This window comes from Candidatus Kaelpia aquatica (genome assembly GCA_030765335.1).
Classification (GTDB): domain Bacteria; phylum Omnitrophota; class Gorgyraeia; order Kaelpiales; family Kaelpiaceae; genus Kaelpia; species Kaelpia aquatica.
Window position 1 is genome coordinate 1 of sequence record JAVCCU010000004.1, and the last position, 18961, is coordinate 18961.

General features: G+C 36.5%; 18 protein-coding genes and 1 pseudogene. 1 reads left to right on the forward strand and 18 read right to left on the reverse strand.

Features of this window, described 5'->3' with window-relative positions:
- The 15 genes and pseudogenes from P9X27_00490 to P9X27_00560 form a co-directional block, all read right to left on the reverse strand.
- On the reverse strand, window positions 1-364 hold a 364-nt coding region (locus P9X27_00490), incomplete at its 3' end, for a hypothetical protein (GenBank protein ID MDP8252868.1).
- 1025 nt (window positions 365-1389) lie between these two features.
- Window positions 1390-2799 carry a radical SAM protein gene (locus P9X27_00495; GenBank protein ID MDP8252869.1) on the reverse strand — a complete coding sequence of 470 codons (1410 nt, stop codon included), beginning with the start codon at window positions 2797-2799 and terminating at the stop codon, window positions 1390-1392.
- Complete coding sequence (locus tag P9X27_00500) at window positions 2780-4135, reverse strand: hypothetical protein (protein ID MDP8252870.1); 1356 nt, start codon at window positions 4133-4135, stop codon at window positions 2780-2782. The genes P9X27_00495 and P9X27_00500 overlap by 20 nt, the downstream gene beginning before the upstream one ends.
- 418 nt (window positions 4136-4553) lie before the next feature.
- The gene (locus P9X27_00505) at window positions 4554-5258 is read right to left on the reverse strand and encodes a glycosyltransferase (GenBank protein ID MDP8252871.1); all 705 of its coding nucleotides are present in this window, start codon (window positions 5256-5258) and stop codon (window positions 4554-4556) included.
- A 226-nt stretch (window positions 5259-5484) separates the two neighbouring features.
- Window positions 5485-7320, reverse strand: a complete 1836-nt coding sequence (gene typA, locus P9X27_00510; GenBank protein ID MDP8252872.1) for a translational GTPase TypA — start codon at window positions 7318-7320, stop codon at window positions 5485-5487.
- Window positions 7262-8653 (reverse strand): AAA family ATPase, encoded by a 1392-nt coding sequence (locus P9X27_00515; GenBank protein MDP8252873.1) that lies wholly within the window; start codon window positions 8651-8653, stop codon window positions 7262-7264. The genes typA and P9X27_00515 overlap by 59 nt, the downstream gene beginning before the upstream one ends.
- Window positions 8654-8775: 122 nt before the next feature.
- Window positions 8776-9000 (reverse strand): annotated as a pseudogene (locus P9X27_00520) (RNA-binding protein).
- A gap of 366 nt (window positions 9001-9366) precedes the next feature.
- Window positions 9367-9717, reverse strand: a complete 351-nt coding sequence (locus P9X27_00525; GenBank protein MDP8252874.1) for a hypothetical protein — start codon at window positions 9715-9717, stop codon at window positions 9367-9369.
- A gap of 240 nt (window positions 9718-9957) precedes the next feature.
- Window positions 9958-10452 carry a YajQ family cyclic di-GMP-binding protein gene (locus P9X27_00530; protein ID MDP8252875.1) on the reverse strand — a complete coding sequence of 165 codons (495 nt, stop codon included), beginning with the start codon at window positions 10450-10452 and terminating at the stop codon, window positions 9958-9960.
- Window positions 10453-10561: 109 nt separating this feature from the next.
- The gene (locus tag P9X27_00535) at window positions 10562-10912 is read right to left on the reverse strand and encodes a hypothetical protein (GenBank protein MDP8252876.1); all 351 of its coding nucleotides are present in this window, start codon (window positions 10910-10912) and stop codon (window positions 10562-10564) included.
- Window positions 10913-11032: 120 nt separating this feature from the next.
- Window positions 11033-11500, reverse strand: coding sequence for a peptidylprolyl isomerase (locus tag P9X27_00540; GenBank protein MDP8252877.1), 468 nt, complete (start codon window positions 11498-11500; stop codon window positions 11033-11035).
- Window positions 11501-11838: 338 nt separating this feature from the next.
- Complete coding sequence (locus P9X27_00545) at window positions 11839-11973, reverse strand: hypothetical protein (GenBank protein ID MDP8252878.1); 135 nt, start codon at window positions 11971-11973, stop codon at window positions 11839-11841.
- Window positions 11974-11979: 6 nt separating this feature from the next.
- A complete protein-coding gene (locus P9X27_00550; protein MDP8252879.1) occupies window positions 11980-12126 on the reverse strand; it encodes a hypothetical protein in 147 nt (48 codons plus the stop codon).
- On the reverse strand, window positions 12119-12625 hold the full coding sequence (locus P9X27_00555) for a hypothetical protein (GenBank protein MDP8252880.1): 507 nt from the start codon (window positions 12623-12625) through the stop codon (window positions 12119-12121). The genes P9X27_00550 and P9X27_00555 overlap by 8 nt, the downstream gene beginning before the upstream one ends.
- A gap of 226 nt (window positions 12626-12851) precedes the next feature.
- Entirely contained in the window at window positions 12852-13766 is a 915-nt protein-coding gene (locus P9X27_00560; protein MDP8252881.1) for a hypothetical protein, read from the reverse strand.
- A 125-nt stretch (window positions 13767-13891) separates the two neighbouring features.
- Here P9X27_00560 and P9X27_00565 point away from each other — a divergent pair, with 125 nt between their 5' ends.
- Window positions 13892-16153: an MMPL family transporter gene (locus P9X27_00565; protein MDP8252882.1), complete on the forward strand. Its 2262-nt coding sequence runs from the start codon at window positions 13892-13894 to the stop codon at window positions 16151-16153.
- A 51-nt stretch (window positions 16154-16204) separates the two neighbouring features.
- Here the strand turns inward: P9X27_00565 and P9X27_00570 are convergent, their stop codons facing one another.
- From P9X27_00570 to P9X27_00580, 3 genes are all read right to left on the reverse strand, one after another.
- Window positions 16205-16723, reverse strand: coding sequence for a hypothetical protein (locus P9X27_00570; protein MDP8252883.1), 519 nt, complete (start codon window positions 16721-16723; stop codon window positions 16205-16207).
- Window positions 16724-16956: 233 nt separating this feature from the next.
- Entirely contained in the window at window positions 16957-17484 is a 528-nt protein-coding gene (locus P9X27_00575; GenBank protein ID MDP8252884.1) for a lipid-binding SYLF domain-containing protein, read from the reverse strand.
- A 78-nt stretch (window positions 17485-17562) separates the two neighbouring features.
- Window positions 17563-18961 (reverse strand): hypothetical protein (locus P9X27_00580; protein ID MDP8252885.1); only part of this gene is annotated, 1399 nt, incomplete at its 5' end.

The window sequence follows — 18961 nt, forward strand, 5'->3', positions numbered from 1 at the left end:
AGAGGTTAAGCTCAACCGAATCAAGAAGATCCTTGCCGTAAAATTCAAACCTGCAAGTAGTGTTCCATTCGTTGAGAGTGGGTTTAAAATTCACCTCATAGATAGGTTCCCGCCAGTCAAAGAAATTCCCTGTATCGGGATCGTATACCTCTATAATTACACTTGATAGTTCATTAGACGGTACATCAATAACAATCTCCATCACGTTGTCTTCTGCACCGGCTAAACTGTTGCCTTTGGAACCAAAGACATAAAATGCTTTTGCTCTGGTATCCTGGTAAGGGATCACATAAGCTAGAGCTTTAACCCCCAACAGGGATAGCACATAAAAAACTACTGCAAAGGTAAATAATGTTCTCTTCATAATCACACCCGTCCTTTTTTTAAGATAGCCTCAATTTTTATCGCCCCTTTTCCCACTTTGAATTAGGACTCACCTAAAACGTTCTTATATTTTACGCTATCTGCAGGTAACGTCAAGATAAAATTTAAATTTTGGTAACAGCAGGAAGTAATTTTTAGAAAGTTTTAATCTTTATCATTTCAGTAGATTTTCTTGGATTTCAAGTGGAAGATGATCATACACTCTAGGCTCTATTTCAATTGCTCTTTTAATGTCTTCGATAGCTTCTTCAACTCGTCCTAACTGGTATTTACTCCATGCACAATTAACCCATGCCCGATGTGTATCTGTGCCAAGATTAAGCTCTATCGCTCTTTTTGTAGCTTCTATTGCTTTATGATGTTGACCTGTATAAAATTGAGAGTTTCCAAGGTTATAAAAAGCATGGGCAGAATTTTAATCTAGAGCTACTGTTTTTTCAGAAGCATCTATTGATTCTTCATACCTGAGCAGGATAGGAAAAAAACAGAGCAAATCCTACCGTAAATAAAATAATCCTTTTAAAGTATGGCATTGTTTATAATGCTTTTATATCCAATTCCTTGCTATAAATATGCCATATAGTTAGGAAGATTGCAAATTGAGTGCCGAAATTGCTATGTTTTGGAATGCAGGTTGTTGATAATCAATGACTTGATAAGATGATCTTAAGTTGTTTCTTTGCAACAAAAAGAAAGCGAGCCTTGAATTCTGTCATACCCTCATTAAAGAATGAGGATTTTTTATTTCGTCAATTAGTTATGAATACATGGCTCCATCCCCTATTTCTACAAAAAACACTTTTTACACCCTTTCCTGCTATCTCTACTCTGCTTACATATAGCTATAGTTTATCTATTTCTTCATAGCATATTTGTGCATTGATAAATATTTCTGCTTTTTCAAAATAATTTGCAGCCTTATATGGTCAGAGTGTATGAGAACCGCTGCATAAAGATGTTGTTTGAATAGATAAAAATCTCGGGAATCTTGTCGTCTTTATGTTTTTATCGTTTCCGCAAGTTAATATATGCTCTTAAGTTTTTTCTAAACAAATATTTTATTAACTGCTTAAAAATATGCGTGTTATAATAATTTTTTCTGAGAAACTTAAAACTGAAGTAAAATTTTTTATATGCTGAAAAAAGCAATTTATTTAATGTCTTTACGTCTATACTGTTCGGATGAAAGGCATTGGTGCTGAGATGATTAGAATAGGCATTCCAGTCGCTGCTCACCACACCATTCTCTTTAGCTAATTTTCGTAACTGGGTTCCGGGGTAAGGTGTATACAAACAGAAAATTTCTCCGTCAACAGGTAATCTTATCGCCCTATCGATTGTTTCTGCTATTTCCTTTTTTGTCTCTGACGGAAGTCCTATCATAAATGATGCATTAATTTTTATATCGAAATTTCTAACAATTTTTATCTTTTCCATTAACAAACTATCTTCCATCTGTTTATTCATTAATTTACGAATTCTATTATTCAGCGTCTCTATTCCTATATAAATCCTATCGCAACCTGCCCTTTTCATGAGTTGTACATCTTCTTTGTCGATAGTATCTATTCGCATACTGCATCCCCAGGAAATATTTAAGTTTTCTTTTATTATTTCCTGGCAGATAATTCTTAATCTTTTACTACTGTAATTGAAACTATCATCTTCAAAGGAAATAAAATCTATATTGAAATCTCTTTTTAACATTTTAATCTCTTCGCATATATAGTCCGGGCTATGCCCTCTTACCTTTCTGCCAAAAACCGTTTGATCACAGAATGTACATGCATAAGGGCATCCTCTGCTTGTAATTATAGAAGATGTTTTTCTCCCTCCTCTTAAAAAATGGTGATGATATTTATTAAAATTACTTAAAAGATGCCGAGCCGGTAATGGCAATGTATCAAGATTATCAATTAGTGGCATGGAATCCGTCCTTACCGTAGTGTTATTTTTTCTAAAAATAATTCCTTTACATAAACCAAGGTCATGTTTATTGCTTATAGCATTAGAGAGTTCACAAAACGTAATCTCCCCCTCACCAATGACACCGATATCTATATCCGGACACTCAGCCATAGTTTCCGAGGGTAGAACACTTATGTGAGGTCCGCCCAATACAGTGATTTTGCCTGGAAAGCTTGATTTTATAGTCTGTAAAAGTTTTTTTGCAGAATTAAAGGCCGCGGTTGTTGATGTAACACCGACGATATCTGGATCGAATAAATTGATAGAATTAATAATATTGATGTTACTTAAAATATTTAAATCCAAAATTTTTACAGAGTATCCATTTTTCTCTAAAAAAGAGGCTAAATAGCAGAGTCCCAGCGGAGGTAAAGATGGAGAGAATGGCGCCAGACATCCATATACTATTCTTCCCTTTATAAACGGGTTAATTAGCAATACTTTCATTTCTTTTTTTCGCGGAATTTAAGGTTCTCATTCCCCCGATTAACCAGATACATACTATCGGAAACATATGGTGAATCTGAGCGTGTTCAACTGTTGCTAAGATTAAGCTGTAGGGAATTATGCTTAAAATTAAGAAAGATGCGAGTTTATTCTTCCGAAATAATATTAAAAATGGCATAAAAAACGTATAGTAAAAAATATTTTTAAAGAAGTCAAAAAAATTACTAAATGAAAATATATAATTTTTACTATAGTGCTCTTCCCCGATATTCTCAAAATACAAAACATTAAACCAGTTTAAAGATCCATTTAATATAGATGGATAAATAACGTTGAAGAAAACCACTCCGACAAAGGTATAGGCAAAGATTCTGTTTACAATTTTTCTTTGTTCAATATTGCGTTTTATAAAAAATACTGAATAGAGAAATAAATATCCTGCCCCTAGGAAATATCCGGGAAACCTTACTAATGACATTAAAAACAGGTAAACCCCGCACCAAAGGAAATCTTTTTTTAATAAAAAATATGTAAATAAAAGAAAATTTAAAACATATATAGGATCTAACAAGATAAAATTCGATGCATAGACATAATCTTTAAGATATAAGAAAAGGAGCGTCAAACAAAAAAGACCTATAAAAAATGATACCTTTTCCTGCTTTATCAACAACTGTATTGCTGAAAAGATAAGAAATAACTCACCTAAGAACATAAATACCAATGTCTTATAAGACATTCCAAAAAAAAGAAATCCGATGCTTCCTATGTAATAATGCAAAAAAGGCTGTGCTGCCATAGTTCGATTACTTTCTAAATACTCATTGCTAAAAGTATAAATCTCCATTAAATCAGATAGTTTATCCATAAAGAGGAATTTTGAAGCAGGAAAAAAAAGTATTCCTTCACTGTTTACTTCACAATAAACATCACTCTGCATAGAGTTGATTTCTAAAACATTTATTTTACCCGTATTTTCTAGTATGTACTTAAAGAAAACAACACCACGTTTAGCAAATCTAACATAAGTTTCCAAAAAAAGTGTTGGCCCCCCGTACGGAAATGGTACAATAACAAAATCGCCCAAAGGATCTCCATTCCATCTAAGAGTAACTCTACTACCAACATTACCTTTTATTGCCAGAGTGATATAGGTAAGTCCTTCTTGCTCTTGCGGACTTTGAAAATAAATCTTTCCTGTTTTTCTATTCTCGAGAAAATACATTTTATTTTTTTTCTTCCAGACGCTTCCAAATGTGTAGGAGTGCGGTTGAATTTCATCTTCTTTAAAATGATGCCCATGGTTTTTATAAACCACAGCCCCCATATCTTCCAATCTGGAAAATAAGTGCCCCTTAAACAGGAGTATAAACAAACACAGAAAAAGAGTACTTGCGATAACTATTTTTATATCTGATTTTGATATACGAATAACCTTGAGGCGGATTCTCGGAAGGAAAAATAGAAAAGCTACGGAACAAATTATACTTATCAAATAGAGTTTGATAAGTATTAAGGGGGGCCAGATAAATTTTATCAGCGCTGTAAAAATAATAAGATAAATCAGGTTAACCGAAAAAGCTTTAAAGATAAACGCTAAGAATGTCTTCTCCTCTTTTCCGATAAAACAAAGTAGCAGTCCAGCAGGCAAAAATAAAATATATAAAAATTTAATAAATACAAACAGAGGGTTACTTGAGTTTATAAAGATGCCCAGTGCTAAAATAAATAATACATTCAGGAATAATAGTTTTCTACAATTTATCATTTAATGCCAATCTTAAAATACCTTTGATATCTTCGATTACAGTTTTAAATAATTTTACTTTCGTCTTTTTTCTCTCATTCCATATTATAGCTATTTCTTTGATCTTTAATCGCCGCCTATAGGCATAAAACAGTAATTCTGTATCAAAAAACCAATTGTTATTTTCGACAAGGTATAATAAAGAAAGAGCGGCTTCGCGTCTAAATATTTTGAATCCGCACTGGCAATCAAAACAAGGCAGTTTTAATACACCCCTGACCAATGCATTATAACCTTTTGATAAAAATCTTCTGAGAAATGAACGGGTTACCAAGGAAGGATTAATCAGCCTGGAGCCAATAACGATATCATTTCCCACTTTAATCTGACCATACATCTCTAAAAAATAATGCAGGTCTGCAGATAAATCTATATCCATATATCCTATAACCGGCCAGATAGAATTGGTTATCCGGAATCTTAATGCCCTACCCCTTCCTTTTGTATTTAACTTAAAAGTAAGTATGCTAGAAAATCGTTTCTCTAAATTTTTAGCAACATCGAATGTCTTATCAGTGGATCCGTTGTCTATTATAGTTATTAAAAAGTCGAATTTATGTTCTTCTAAAAATGCTTTTATCTTTAAGACATTTCTTTCCAGTATGTCCTGCTCATTGTAAACGGGTAGTATTATTTCTATAGCATTGCCCATAAGCTTAATTGATTTTAAAAAAGCGTGTATGTATCTTTACCCGAAACCACCTTTTAAATTGGCAGAAATTTGCTTTTGGGATGTTCGTAAATAAATCCCAAATAACTCCTAAAATACTATTCCATATGAATATTTTTATTGCCATCTTAATTATTTTATTTTTGCGAGGTTGATAATGCAAGCAAAAAAGCCAAATCGTACCCCTGTATCTTAGCCCGGTTGTTCCTTATTTTGATTGCGCCTTACGGCTTATCCGCTTGCGATCTACTTCTGTTAGATGCAATTTCCGAAGCCTTATATGTTTGGGAGTTATCTCAACCAATTCATCGTCCTCGATAAACTCAAGAGCAAACTCAAGGGTCATCTGCCGCGGAGGTATTAATGCAATTGCATCATCTTTACCTGAAGCTCGCATATTGGTTAGTTTCTTCCCGCGTAAGGCATTTACAATAAGATCAGTGCCTTTGTTGTTTACTCCAATTATCATTCCTTCATACAGTTTATCTCCTGGGTCAATAAATATTTCACCGCGTGCTTGTAGGTTAAAGAGCGCATATGCTACTGCATTGCCATTGTCATGTGAGATAAGGACGCCGCTCTGACGACTAGGCATCTCTCCTTTATAAGTTTGATATTCAAGAAAATTCTGATACATGATACCACTACCTCGGGTCATCACTAAAAACTCGCTCCTGAAGCCAATTAAGGCTCTTGAGGCGATAGTAAACTCCATACGGTGAGTACCAGAAGATGTTGTTTTTATGTCGCGCATCTGTGCTTTTCTGGATCCAATAGCTTGCATAACAGTACCCTGGTATGCATTCTCTAGCTCTATTATTACCTCTTCAACAGGTTCAAGCGTCTGACCGCCCATCTTCTTTAAGATAACCTCTGGTCTCGAGACTTCCATCTCATATCCTTCACGGCGCATCGTTTCAATTAAAATCTCAAGATGCAGCTCGCCACGCCCTGAGACTTTTAATCTCTCAGCTCCAACAACCTCTTCAACTTTAATGCCAACATTTATCATAGTCTCATGCTCAAGGCGCTCTCGGATATGTCGCGATGTTAAAAATCTGCCGCCATCTTTACCTGAGAGAGGGCTTGTATTATGAGAAAAATTCATAGATATTGTAGGCTCGTCTATCTTAATGGCAGGCAATCCTTTTGGATTATCAGCAGATGCAAGTGTCTCTCCAACTTCTACATCATCTATTCCGGAGATCAGTATAATATCTCCCGCCGTAGCTCTATTGTCCTCAACACGGACTAAGCCTTGGTATTTCATGATCTTAGTCGCTTTGCCTTTAGCAATGGTTCCATCACGTTTCACAAGTGCTACAGGATCCCCGACAGAGATAGATCCATGAGAAACCCGCCCGATAGCAATTCGCCCAACATAAGAGTCATAATCAAGCATTGTAACCAGCATCTGAAAAGGCAGATCAGGGTCAGCTATCGGCGGCAGCACCCTATGTAAGATAGTCTCAAGAAGAGGCTTCATAGAGTCTCTAGGTTCATCAAGATCAAGAGTTGCATAGCCATCCTTACCTGAGGCGTAAACAATCGGAAAATCAAGCTGTTCGTCAGTTGCATTCAGCTCGCAAAAAAGATCAAATGTCATACTTGCTACTTCATCCGGACGAGCATGAGGACGATCAAGCTTATTTACCACAAGTATTGGTTTTAAATGTAACTCCAGTGATTTCTTCAAAACAAATTTAGTCTGCGGCATGGGGCCCTCAAAGGCGTCAACAAGAAGAAGCACGCCATCAACCATTTTAAGAATACGTTCGACCTCACTGCCAAAATCAGCATGACCAGGTGTATCAACAATATTGAATTGGACCCCCTTGTACTGCAGAGAAGCGTTTTTAGAGAGAATAGTAATGCCTCTCTCTTTCTCAAGAGGATTTGAGTCCATTATGGTAGCCTCACCATCTTTAAAATCGTAGGCACCGGTATATTTGAGAAGAGCATCTACGAGGGTAGTCTTCCCGTGGTCAACATGTGCTATAATCGCTATGTTTCTTACGTCTTTTCTTCGTTTTTGATTTGACATTTTCTTTTATCTCTCCTTGTTCATTTTTAAACGATTTTTGGAATTGATAGACTCTATCATCAAAAATAATATCACTGTGAGTTATCGGGCTCTTAAGCAGTATCCCCTCTAAAGTCCTGCAGCGGCTGAGCGCTACGTAGGTTTGTCCATGTGTAAAGGCGCCAAAACCCATGTCTATAATAACATTGTTAAACGTTTGGCCTTGGCTTTTATGAATCGTTATAGCCCAGGCTAATTTGATTGGGTATTGCTCAAATGAACCTATAATCTCCTCTTCTATTTTGTCGTCTAAAGAGTTGTAGCTGTACTCTATCTTTTCCCAGGATACTTTAGGAATACTGTAGATATCTCCATCTATAGCTACTTTTATATCTGACTGAGTTAAGTTTACGATTTCGGCAATTGTTCCATTGACCCATCTCTTAAGAGAGTCGTTTCTGACCAGCATTACTTGGGCACCTTTTTTTAGCCTTAACTTAGCCTCTACAGGGTAAGACGATTCCTTGAATTTAGAACTTATCTCTGCATCATATTGATATTCTGCAGAATCAATTTCATTTAAATATTTGATGTTGATATTTTTTGCTTGGTTGTTTGTGGTTGTCAGGGTTACTACTCCGGTAGAATCATGTTTTATATCATAATTTAAGCGGCTATTTAGAAAATCAAGATCTTCCTCAGAGGCCTTCTTTATTCTTATTTTATTGAGCAGCTCTATAAAGCTATCGTCTTTCTGCCTGTAGATTTTTTTAAGCTCGATATATTCTAAGTCAATCTCTTTAAATACTTTTGCGCTGAAAAAATATGGGCTTGTGTAAATATCGCCCATTAGATCTTTGGCCTCAGATTCAACTACTGGCGGCAGCTGAAAGAGGTCTCCAAAGATTATCAGCTGAACACCGCCAAAAGGCATATTATTGGCTCTATTTAATCTTAAGGAGTAGTCAATAGCATCTAATAAGTCGGCTCGTAGCATCGATGCCTCATCTATTAATATTGCATCTATGCTCTTTATTAGATTCTTGTTGCGCAGCCTTTTAATATGCTGTTTTTGGATTAGCCGTGGTGGAAACCTGAAGAAAGAGTGTATTGTCTGACCCCTGATTTTAATAGCCGATACCCCTGTGGGAGCTAATATAACTATTTTCTTAGCGGTATTTAATCTAAAATATTCCAGCAAAGTGGATTTACCAGTGCCGGCTTTACCTGTTATAAAAATATTATTATTGCCATTCTCCATCATGCCAAAAGCTTTTTTAAACTCTCTATTGTAATCAAAATCAGATGGAATCTGAGTATCTGTCTGTAGTGCTATTTTTTCATTGGACTTCATAGGAAGAGATACTACTTGGGTCTCTTTATCTGCCTTAAACCCTTTGAGCTGCTATTTGACTTATAGTTTTTATAGCGCCTTGCCATCTTATCTTTAGTAGCTGTACTGGATCTCTTAGTTACCTTAACTCTTATCTTCTCACCTTTAAGAACTGTACCGTTTAGCTGTTTTATAGCTGCAACTGCATCTTCTTTGTTAGGCATATCTGCGAATCCAAAGCCCTTGGACTCTCCTGTTGCTCCGTCGACTACTATATTGAGAGATGCTATCTTACCAAATGGTTCAAATAACCTCTTAAGCTCTACTTCGTTTGTATCTCGTGACAGGTTTCTAATTAGTATATTCATGCTTTCACCCTTCCTTCTATTCCAGCTCTTTAGATTCGACGTCTACTATATTCTTATCGTTGAATCTGGCATCTCTCTTTTTTTGATGAATCCCAGATCTAGCTCTATTAAGGTTGATAAAAAAATAAACAACCTTAAAGGTGAAACGAAAAAAGAAATAAATTAATACTATTCTTAATAGGAGACTGAACATTTAAAATTATATTTTAAGGCTATCTTGGCAACCTTACCGTGATTATACTACTTAGAGTGTGAAATACCAAGCAAAAGATAGTAAACGCTACTACATTAGAGATAAATGGATTACTCCGGGATTTAAGCTTGCAGCATTGAACATTTTCCTGAGACCAGGTTTTATATGGCCTGTTATTTCCCGAATCCGGTTAGTTTATTGCTAAGGCCGGATACGCCTTCTTGAACCATCTCAGCCAGTTTAGCCTGAGCTTTATCAAGCAGGTCTCTTGCTATCTGAGAATCACTATCTAGGTAAGTTAATATATATTGAGATATGTTTACAACATCCTGAAACTTCTCAGATTCATATAGCGCCTTTGCTGCCGTAGCTAAATAGCTGATCTTTTCCTGTGTTGTTCCTAATGTCTTTGCTGTATCTATTGCTTCTAATCCTGATGCAGCGCTACACTGTTTTGAACAACCTGCAATAAGGATACTAAATGTTAAACATACCAGAAGCGCTGCGCTAATTGAGTTCTTCATTCTTACCCCCTATTGATTATTTACCTTTTTGCCTTTACCTTTAAAGCCTTTATGTTCTTTTAACTAATTGCTAACCTACTTTAATAATAATATATTTTTTATCTCATAGCAACAATATCTCTATGAATATGCAGATGTCAAAAATCGCCCAGCTATTTAAATACCAAACTGTGTTTTCAATCTCTTCAATATTTTGAATCTACCGAGCTGATGATTTTACTCGACAATACAATTATTATCTCAATGATAATTGCAGAAACTAAGAGGCAGAGAGAAATCTAAGCTCTTAAGGTGCTCAATAACAGCCTGCAAGTCATCTTTCTTAGGAGAACTGACTCTTATCTTCTCTCCTTCTATCTGAGTCTGTACTTTTAATTTCAGCTTCTTTATTCCGGCAACAAGCTCTTTTGCTTTCTCTTTTTCTATACCAGTACAGATATCTATTGTTTGACGCAGACTCATTCCAGATGCCTTCTCAGGCTCGTTAAATTTGAGAGACTTTATAGATATCCGCCTGCTAGTCATACCTGTTGAGAGAATATCTTTAAGAGCACGCAGTTTATAGTCATCATCTGCTGTTAAGGTTATTTTTTTCTCTTTGCGGTCAAATTCGATAGAGGATTTACTGTTTTTAAAATCATAGCGCCTAGATAACTCTTTTTTGGCTTGATTTGTTGCGTTATCTGCTTCTTGAAGGTCAACCTCAGATACAACATCAAAAGAAAACTTAGCCATATTAACTCCCCTTTTTATTTTATTGTTTTTTGGATTATAGCATTGTTGACCATTATTTTCAATCTGAGAGCAGAAACCTATAAGCATATGCCTATATATCTTAGCGGTTTTAGTAGCTTATATTTCTTTCCCAGCCTGCTACTTCAATGAGAATCGGAGTACAGGTGCCTTTCTGTATTACCATCATCTCTGCAGGGTAGACTCTTCCTACCTCTATATCGTGTGTTATTATGTATTTTCTCGATGGAAACCAAGAATTGAAGAATCTGAAAATCTGCTCTTCATCTATCCGCTCTTCTGCAAACCTCTCTTCTATTGCCTCGTTAGAGATAAAATTGTAGCTTATCTCATAACCTTCATATTCTGGCCCGCCGTACATCCTGGCTTGCAACCTTGAGCGTTCAGTCTTTTTGATATCTAAGACTCTAATCTTACCGGAGTACAGCCTGTATTCACACATCCCCCCTATTATCTCTTTCCTTTTTTGGGTTTCCCCTGAGGTGAGAGATGACATGTTAAACAAAATAGCTAGGGTTAAGACAATATAGGTTTTTTTCAAGCCTCTCCCCGTATTGTTTTATTATTCAGTCTCTAAGATCTTTTTCTCTTCTATAGGTCTATCTTGATTGTCAGTAGCTGATTCTTCTAATTTTTGAACCACGTCATAACCTTCAACAACCTCGCCAAAGATAGTATGGTTCATGTTAAGCCAAGGAGTTGAGGCTGTTGTTATAAAGAACTGACTACCGTTGGTATTAGGTCCGGAGTTTGCCATTGCAACTAAGCCAGGCTTGTTGAATACTACTTCCTCGGTTACTTCGTCTTCAAAAGGTTCACTCCAAATAGATTCTCCGCCACTACCTGTTCCTGTAGGATCACCGCCCTGAACCATGAAGCCTTTTATAATCCTGTGGAATATAACCCCATTATAGTACCCTTTTTTTGCAAGACCCAAGAAGTTCTCAGATGCCTTAGGTGCAATATCGCTCATAAGCTGAACTTTAACATCTCCTTCGCTTGTCTTTAACGTTACCAGCTCTCCTTTCATGAAACTCTCCTTTTCTACTTATTAAAACGGTCTGCTGCCTAGAAAATATAATAGCACGTACTAAAATTTTAACAAGTAGATCTTAATAAGATGGCTGTCAGTATTATAAACAGCCTCTTTGTTTAGTTGCAGCCATTGAGTAGCGAGTCTACTATCGGCCTATCTTTTCGCGAAGGATTATTCTTATAATACTGCCTTACTTTATCTGCTATGTCTTCTCTGTTTGGATAATAAGCTTCCGGATATAGTCTGTCCATAGTATCGTAGTTTGTCCAGAAAAGTCCGTCTATTAATCTAAGCATGTAGACATCGTTTTCGTAAGACCACTCATCTCCTTCTCAATCATCTGTTTCATAATCGAATGTTATACCGTTAAGATAACCGTCTGTATAGACATGGTCGTATTCGTCTGCTTTGGCAAAAAAACAGAGCAGGACTACGAAGGATAGAACCGTTAATAATCTGATCTTCATTTAACTTTATCTCCCTTTTCTCTTAAGAGCTTTATGCATCCTCTCAAGTGCCTGGATGCGCGTTAGGCCTTCCGTCAAATAGTTATTACATATAGCAGCATAACCACGCCTGTTTTTAATCTTAAAAATTTCAATTCTATTCTCTTTAGTCATTTTTCTTACTCCATTTTTTATGATATATTCTTTTTTCAATCAATGCTCCGATTACAATAAAGATAACCAATAAAGGAGAAAAAACAACGATTGGCAGAAGATAAAGATAGAACTTACTCCATTCTATTGTAATGGCCCAGATCCCCGGAACAGAAATATTGTTTAAGACGTAGAATATGGAAGCTGAATGAGCAGCAACGCTCCACCCCAAGAGTATTGTAATCGGTAGCAGGAATCCTCTTATAGTGCCGTATTTTTTAAAGTCAGATTTAGTTTCAAAGTTCCTATAGTAATGTCGCTTTATCCAGCTTATTGTGAGAATTAAGACGAATATAAGACCTAACGTGGGTACAAGAAGTAGGATAAGAGGGTTTTTAGGCTTACCCAGCTCTGATTTTAGATAAGAAGGGCTATTTAGTATAGTCAGAAGCAAGGTGTTGACGAGAGCTAAAATAAGGGCTATTTGAGCAGATATAAGATGATATCTTTTTACACTCATAATAAACAACCCCAAGGGTTGTCTTACTATTAAACTATATCTTTGATACGGCTTCTGCGTTGCATAAAATATTTTATATCTTTAACTAAGAAATAGGCAAGTTTAAATTATTAATTATTTTTTAAAGAGAAAAGTATCTTGTTTAATCATCTTTAAGAAAGGCTCTCTATGGCATGAGATTAACACGTGGAATAACTTTTTCCTATGAGGTTATATTTTGGAGGATCTATTGAGAGGGTGCTTCTTTAGTTTTTTTGTATTTATATCTTTTAAACTGTATCCTTGAATGAATAGATGTTAAAAACTCAAGAGAGACCATGGTTATTATAAATGGCATAATGAAGACTGCGTCTCTTGCAATGTCGAAGCTCTTAGAGCGTAGTATCATAGCTAAACCAAGCCCCAGTAAGGTAGCTGCGTTATATACAAAGAATATCATTATCAAAATTGCAAGATGCCAGAGCCTGCGTAATAATATCAGTATACCTAGAAGAGATAGCAAGATGCCGTCTAGCAAGTAGGGCTGAATCTTCGGTATCGGTATAAAAGACTGCGGAATTACACTTATTATTATCGCCAAGACTTTAGAAGGAGTGACTTTAAGAGAAATTAGATACGATAACCCGAAAAAAAGAAATATAACCCCATAAAATATTATTTTAGGATTTATTTTTCTCGATTCCTCAATAAGGATATCTATCACATCTGAACTCCTTGCGATCTCCTCCTGTATAAACCATTGTCTAACGCTGGGTTTCAACAGATACCAGATAATGAAGACTATAAGCATAGTCTCAAGAGATACAGCTTTATTGAAAATAGTCCCTAGTGGGTATTTAGCAATTATCACAGGGATAATCATGATGATTTTGAATAAAAGATGAAAGATAGCTGTTCCTATAATAATATGGCGACCTAAGTTTATTGCTGAAAAAATTAAGACTGAGCCGATAAATACTGCCGAACCATAGAGTATAGAATGTGAGCTTGTCATTAAAAAGAAATCGGATAGATGGTCTAGATATAGCCTGCTTATATTTCCTGACAGAGGAATTATTTCTACAATTATTAGACCGCTAGTTACCATTAAAGAAGAGAATAACATTAGGAGAATAGAAATGACTCTAGTTGATTTCGACACTTGGGATCTCCTTGAGATTGCACATTACAAAAGCATTTTAACATCTTCTAATGGTTACTGTCAATTTAAAGGCTAGAATAAAAACAATTGGTAAAAACCTTTTTATTTATATATAATCAACTATTATGGTAGCAAAGTTCTCTTTTAAAATTAAAAATATAATTAGATTATTTAATCCTCAAGTCTGGGTGGCAGTTGCCGTAACATTCCTTGGCCTTGTTGTATTGATCAACTTCGTTAATTTAACCCCCGAGGTAACAGATGATTTCTTTTTCTCCAGTGAAGATCCTCAGTTTCAGTATGAGAAAAAGATATCTAAGCTTTTCGTAAGGAATGACGGCATGATTGTCATAAGCGCAACTGGAGATATAGGCTCTCTTCTTTATCGGGAGAAAGTATACGATTTAAGCGAATCTTTACTGGGCTTAGATGGTGTCTCAGGGGTAAGCAGCTTAACGCATGGACCCAATGATTTCGAAGATGCCCTCAAGAGCCCGATGTGGAAACGTATGATTTTGTCAGACGATATGAAGTCCACAAACCTCATCGTGCTTCTAGATGAAGCTGTCTCTGACCTAATGGTCCCATTTATTGAAGATATGGTCTATCAGTTTGAGAGTCAGGATTTCAAGCTCCGTGTCTCAGGTATGCCCTATATAGTTGAACTTATAAGGCGAAGCTTACTTAGAGATATAAAAGTATTCTCTGTTATAGCCATACTGATATTTGGATTAATTATATTTACCCTATTTCGTTCAAAAGGAGCTTTCTTCGGTACTCTTATAACTTGCCTCAATGCCTGCATCTGGACGTTTATGCTTACAGACTTCCTAGGAATCCCTATTGGAATACTTACAGCTAATCTGGGTACAATAATATGTATTCTTACCTTATCACACATTATATTCCTAACCTATAGCTGGAAGAGTGCCTGTTATGCACCAACCCCTCTGATTCCTCGTCCAAAACTCTGGGGTTTTCCTTTTAAATTGCTCTTTAAGAAAAAACAAGATGATAGCTCTCTGCCCTCATTTACTCCAGTAATCGAAGCTTTGATACTAACATTTCCGCCTTCTTTCTGGGGCATGTTTACAACATTGCTCGGTTTTATAAGCCTTATATTTGTCCAGGCAAAACCCTTAAGAGATCTAGGGGCATCAGGTGCAATAGGAACTTTGATGGCAATAGTTGCAGCCTATACTATCTATCCTGCCTTCTTAAAAGCGTCCAGCGTTGAGAAACAGAAAAAGATAGCTCAGAGCAAACCCAAGATTGAGGTTATTCAAGGCAATATCTATGGTTTTTTAAATAGAAAGAGGAGCTATATTATAACTATTATCGTTGCTATATCTATAATGGTTATACCTGGACTCTTCTCTATCGATTCTGACCCTAGCCTCCTCTCTTATTTTGCAAAAGGGAGTGAGATAAGAAATGGCCTGGGTTATATAGACCGCAATGGAGGCAGCTCTCCGCTTATAATTGTCGTTAAATCTCAATCAGATGAAAAAATAGTCTCTCAGAAAACATTTAAAGACCTTTGGAGGTTACAGGAAGTTTTAGAACAGCACCGCTCGGTTGGTTCAGTCTTATCTCTTCCGGTCTTGCTTGCTCAGGCACGCAAGACTCCTTTGGGTTTTCTTGTCTCTGTGATATCTATGGACGCCTTGATTAGCGTTCTCAAGAAACCTGAGTACGATGCAGTTGCAAAGAGCTTTATATCCTCTGACGGCAAGTATGGCCTCTTCATGCTTCGAATGACCGAGTCCTACAGGGTTCGGTCAAGATTGGAAATAATAGATGAGATAAAAGAGCTTGTCTATGCTCAAGGCTTTGCTCCCGAGATTATAGGTGGGATATACAGTCTCCAAGGCCATCTGGCCAAACTTGTTGCAGTTAGTCTTGTTAACGGGCTGGGCAAGCTAGTACTCTTATTTGCGGTAATAGGCCTTATGATATCACGTTCTTTTAGGATAACCCTCGCTCTCACCCTGAGCGTTGCCATTCTTCCTATATCAATATTAGGTCTTATCGGGCTTTATAGGATTCCTTTGGATATAATATCTGCTCCAGCTTCAAATATCGCAATAGCCATAGGGATAGATGCAATGATACATATGATAAAAGCTTTTCAGCGACTTAAAGATTGGGATAAGGTCAAAGACCATCTCTGGCAGCCTATATTAACGGCTATGTTTGTTATCTCAATTGGTTTTGGAATATTCTCTTTCTCAAGCTTCCCTCCTACGCAGCGTTTTGGGCTTGCAATTCTCGTAGGCTCAATCTTTGCCTCCCTAACAGCTCTTTTTATAATGCCTTTTCTTGTCAAAAAGATAAAGATAGGTAAGCTGCCGAAGTCTGAGACAATGCTTAAGCAAGGTATTTAACTTAATCAGTTGTGACTATAAACAAGAAATTAATTATAATACTTAATGATTTTACAATTTATATTCTTCTAGAATCCCAGCAATTATCTCTACACTCTCTGTGCTCAGCATTTGATAGGCAGTATAGTCATACCTTGCTTTAATTATGCGATTAATCTCAGAATAGGCTTTAGCTATCTGTTCACCGCAGCCCTCTAATTCATCTAACTCATCGTAGAGTTCTTTTGCTATAAAGGAGCATAGGCCAGAGTTTAAACTTATAATTGGTTTTAGTTCTACGAGCATGTCATCACCTCTAGTATCTACACCAAGAATATCTTTCAATAGATCTGTCTTAACTGTTAAACTCTTTACGCTGCTGTCAAATAATATTACACGGCCATAATATCCATTGTTAAAAGCAAGAGTACCTTCTACTGGCAATGCTAGATCCACTATAAATTCACCTATCTCTTCTATCGTTACATCAAGGGTGGAGACTAAAAAATCAACTTTAGCTTTATTTGTTGCGAGTGAAAACGTAAAGAATTTAGATCTACACTCAATAAGCATCTTAGTTATTGTATCCAAAGGTATATCAAGTTCATTTTCTAAATATCTTATATTGGCTATAACATTTTCCCTGTAATGGGCGTCAAAAAATTCTGGATGCTGTTTTCTTATCTCCTCTCCTTTACCCAGATCAGATATTAAACTATTAAATTCTACATCCCTTGTTCTTCTGGCAAATGATGTGCTATTGGAGTAAAAACAATGATATTTAATCTTAAAGGGGGTAGGAATCGGTCTATTGACTTCAGGTTTTACTCTTCTGTATAAGTGAACTTCTGCCCTGCAACCGTTGCCTCATACATTAATCCACCTTTTGGAAGGGTAAATATAGCGACACCATCACTGTAATCTGCGTCGGCTGATGCTCCGACTGTTACAGCAACCGCAGATGCTGTTGCGCCAAGTTCGAAGTTACCGCTTTTGAAATTTTCAAGGTCACGCTTGCTTTTAAAGAATATTATCTCACTATACGCCTGGCCTCCAAGTTGGAAGCCTATGCTTAGCTGCTTTAATGTTGTAGAGCCTACTATTTCCCCTTGCTCATAGACTATGCCTTTACCATAAGCTGCCCCTATTCCTATGCCACCTTTACCAACAGTAGGAAATACAGCATAACCGTATGCTTTATCAAAAAATCTATCCATTGCAGGATCAGACTCTTTGAATTTTTTGACCGTTAGTTCAGTCTCCTCTACTCTATCTGATGAGCTTTTTGCGTTCCACCCGGCATAGGCCGGCAAAGATATTGCTAATATAATACCTAACAAGATTCCTTTCATCTACAACCTCCTTGTTTATAATTTCATATATTATATTAATGAAGGCAATGAAAAGACAAGGGAATTATTTTAAAACCTCTACCTCGTTTTCCAGCTAGCTGCGTAGTTGTGTTGGAAGGATTTTTCTGCTCCCAATGTGGGAGAGAAATATTCTGATCTCTTAATCTGTGCTTTGGCTATATAAACTGCTAATGTTATTCCAAATCCTATGCATATTAAACCTACTACGACCATGAATAAGAATATTCTGTTTACCACTGCGCTTGATGCATCGGGACGCTTAATGAGAACTCTTTTTATAACCTCTTTTGCAATCTCAGTAGGGTTGGTTGAATTGATGTATACTATAGTATCTATAGAACAGACCAAGAGTTTTTTTTCTTCTCCCACTATGATGATTGGTAGGACAAAAGTGCCATCAATATTTTTATTATTCAGTATATATCTCTGTAATTGATTAAGTATATTTTTTGAAACTCCAGTCTTCTGCACTAATTTATCGATAGCATCTTCTCCTGCTACTATGAAAGATTTAATCTCAATTAAGTGCAGGTTGCCATTACCCGCTAAAGTTACAAACCCTTCTCCCCTGCGTATCGCGTAGTTACCTATCGGGCCTTTAATATTCTCTGCTGTGACTTGAATTTCAGAATTTAATAGTTCAGAGTTACTGTTAATTATTTCGTCTATTTGCTTTACCACCTCTATAGATACTCCATACTGATTTGCCAGCACTTTAATAGAGAGTTTTTTTTGATCTCTTACAGCATCTATTAATGCGGGTAATATTTTCCTAAACTTCCGCTCGTAGTCATTATTGATTACTTGTGCTAAATCAAGTAATCCCTGTCCTAATTCAGGATTTCCGTCAACATCCTTATATAGCATAGTTATACCTATTGCAGCTAATTCATTCTTAGTCATAATATATGTATTTGTATTATCTCCATCCATTTGCGAAGTTAAGTTAGCATAAGTTGCAGGAGGGGAACCTAAAACATAGGAAGCTGCCTCATCGGCATGTGTAGCTCTATCGACACCATTATTAAGAGTAACTGCTACCATATCACCTTCTGCAGGAGTTACGGTTACTCCCATTGCATTAAACTCCTTTTCCATAGCTGCTACAACAGCAGGGCTTGTTGTCTTTGGGAGTATATTTGATAAACCTACCTGAATCTCTGCTGTTGGTTGAGCACCCGGAAGTTCTGGGTCTCCTGCTGCAACAGTAGCCAATTCTTGCCCTACTATACCACTTGATTGCAATTCCATCGCTCCGCCCGTAGAATAAACAACTGTCGCTGTTTCAACTCCTATAGGGTCTCCTACTACAACACCAGCCAATTCTTGCCCTACTATACTACTTGATTGCCATTCCATCGCTCCGCCCGTAGAATAAACAACTGTCGCTGTTTCAACTCCTATAGGGTCTCCTACTACAACACCAGCCAATTCTTGCCCTACTATACTACTTGAT

Coding starts and splice junctions, on each gene's coding strand:
- P9X27_00495 (MDP8252869.1), bottom strand. CDS start 2,799: ATGAAAGTATTGCTAATTAACCCGTTTATAAAGGGAAGAATAGTATAT.
- P9X27_00505 (MDP8252871.1), bottom strand. CDS start 5,258: ATGGGCAATGCTATAGAAATAATACTACCCGTTTACAATGAGCAGGAC.
- typA (MDP8252872.1), bottom strand. CDS start 7,320: ATGTCAAATCAAAAACGAAGAAAAGACGTAAGAAACATAGCGATTATA.
- P9X27_00515 (MDP8252873.1), bottom strand. CDS start 8,653: ATGAAGTCCAATGAAAAAATAGCACTACAGACAGATACTCAGATTCCA.
- P9X27_00525 (MDP8252874.1), bottom strand. CDS start 9,717: ATGAAGAACTCAATTAGCGCAGCGCTTCTGGTATGTTTAACATTTAGT.
- P9X27_00530 (MDP8252875.1), bottom strand. CDS start 10,452: ATGGCTAAGTTTTCTTTTGATGTTGTATCTGAGGTTGACCTTCAAGAA.
- P9X27_00535 (MDP8252876.1), bottom strand. CDS start 10,912: ATGTGTGAATACAGGCTGTACTCCGGTAAGATTAGAGTCTTAGATATC.
- P9X27_00540 (MDP8252877.1), bottom strand. CDS start 11,500: ATGAAAGGAGAGCTGGTAACGTTAAAGACAAGCGAAGGAGATGTTAAA.
- P9X27_00545 (MDP8252878.1), bottom strand. CDS start 11,973: ATGAAGATCAGATTATTAACGGTTCTATCCTTCGTAGTCCTGCTCTGT.
- P9X27_00550 (MDP8252879.1), bottom strand. CDS start 12,126: ATGACTAAAGAGAATAGAATTGAAATTTTTAAGATTAAAAACAGGCGT.
- P9X27_00555 (MDP8252880.1), bottom strand. CDS start 12,625: ATGAGTGTAAAAAGATATCATCTTATATCTGCTCAAATAGCCCTTATT.
- P9X27_00565 (MDP8252882.1), top strand. CDS start 13,892: ATGGTAGCAAAGTTCTCTTTTAAAATTAAAAATATAATTAGATTATTT.
- P9X27_00575 (MDP8252884.1), bottom strand. CDS start 17,484: ATGAAAGGAATCTTGTTAGGTATTATATTAGCAATATCTTTGCCGGCC.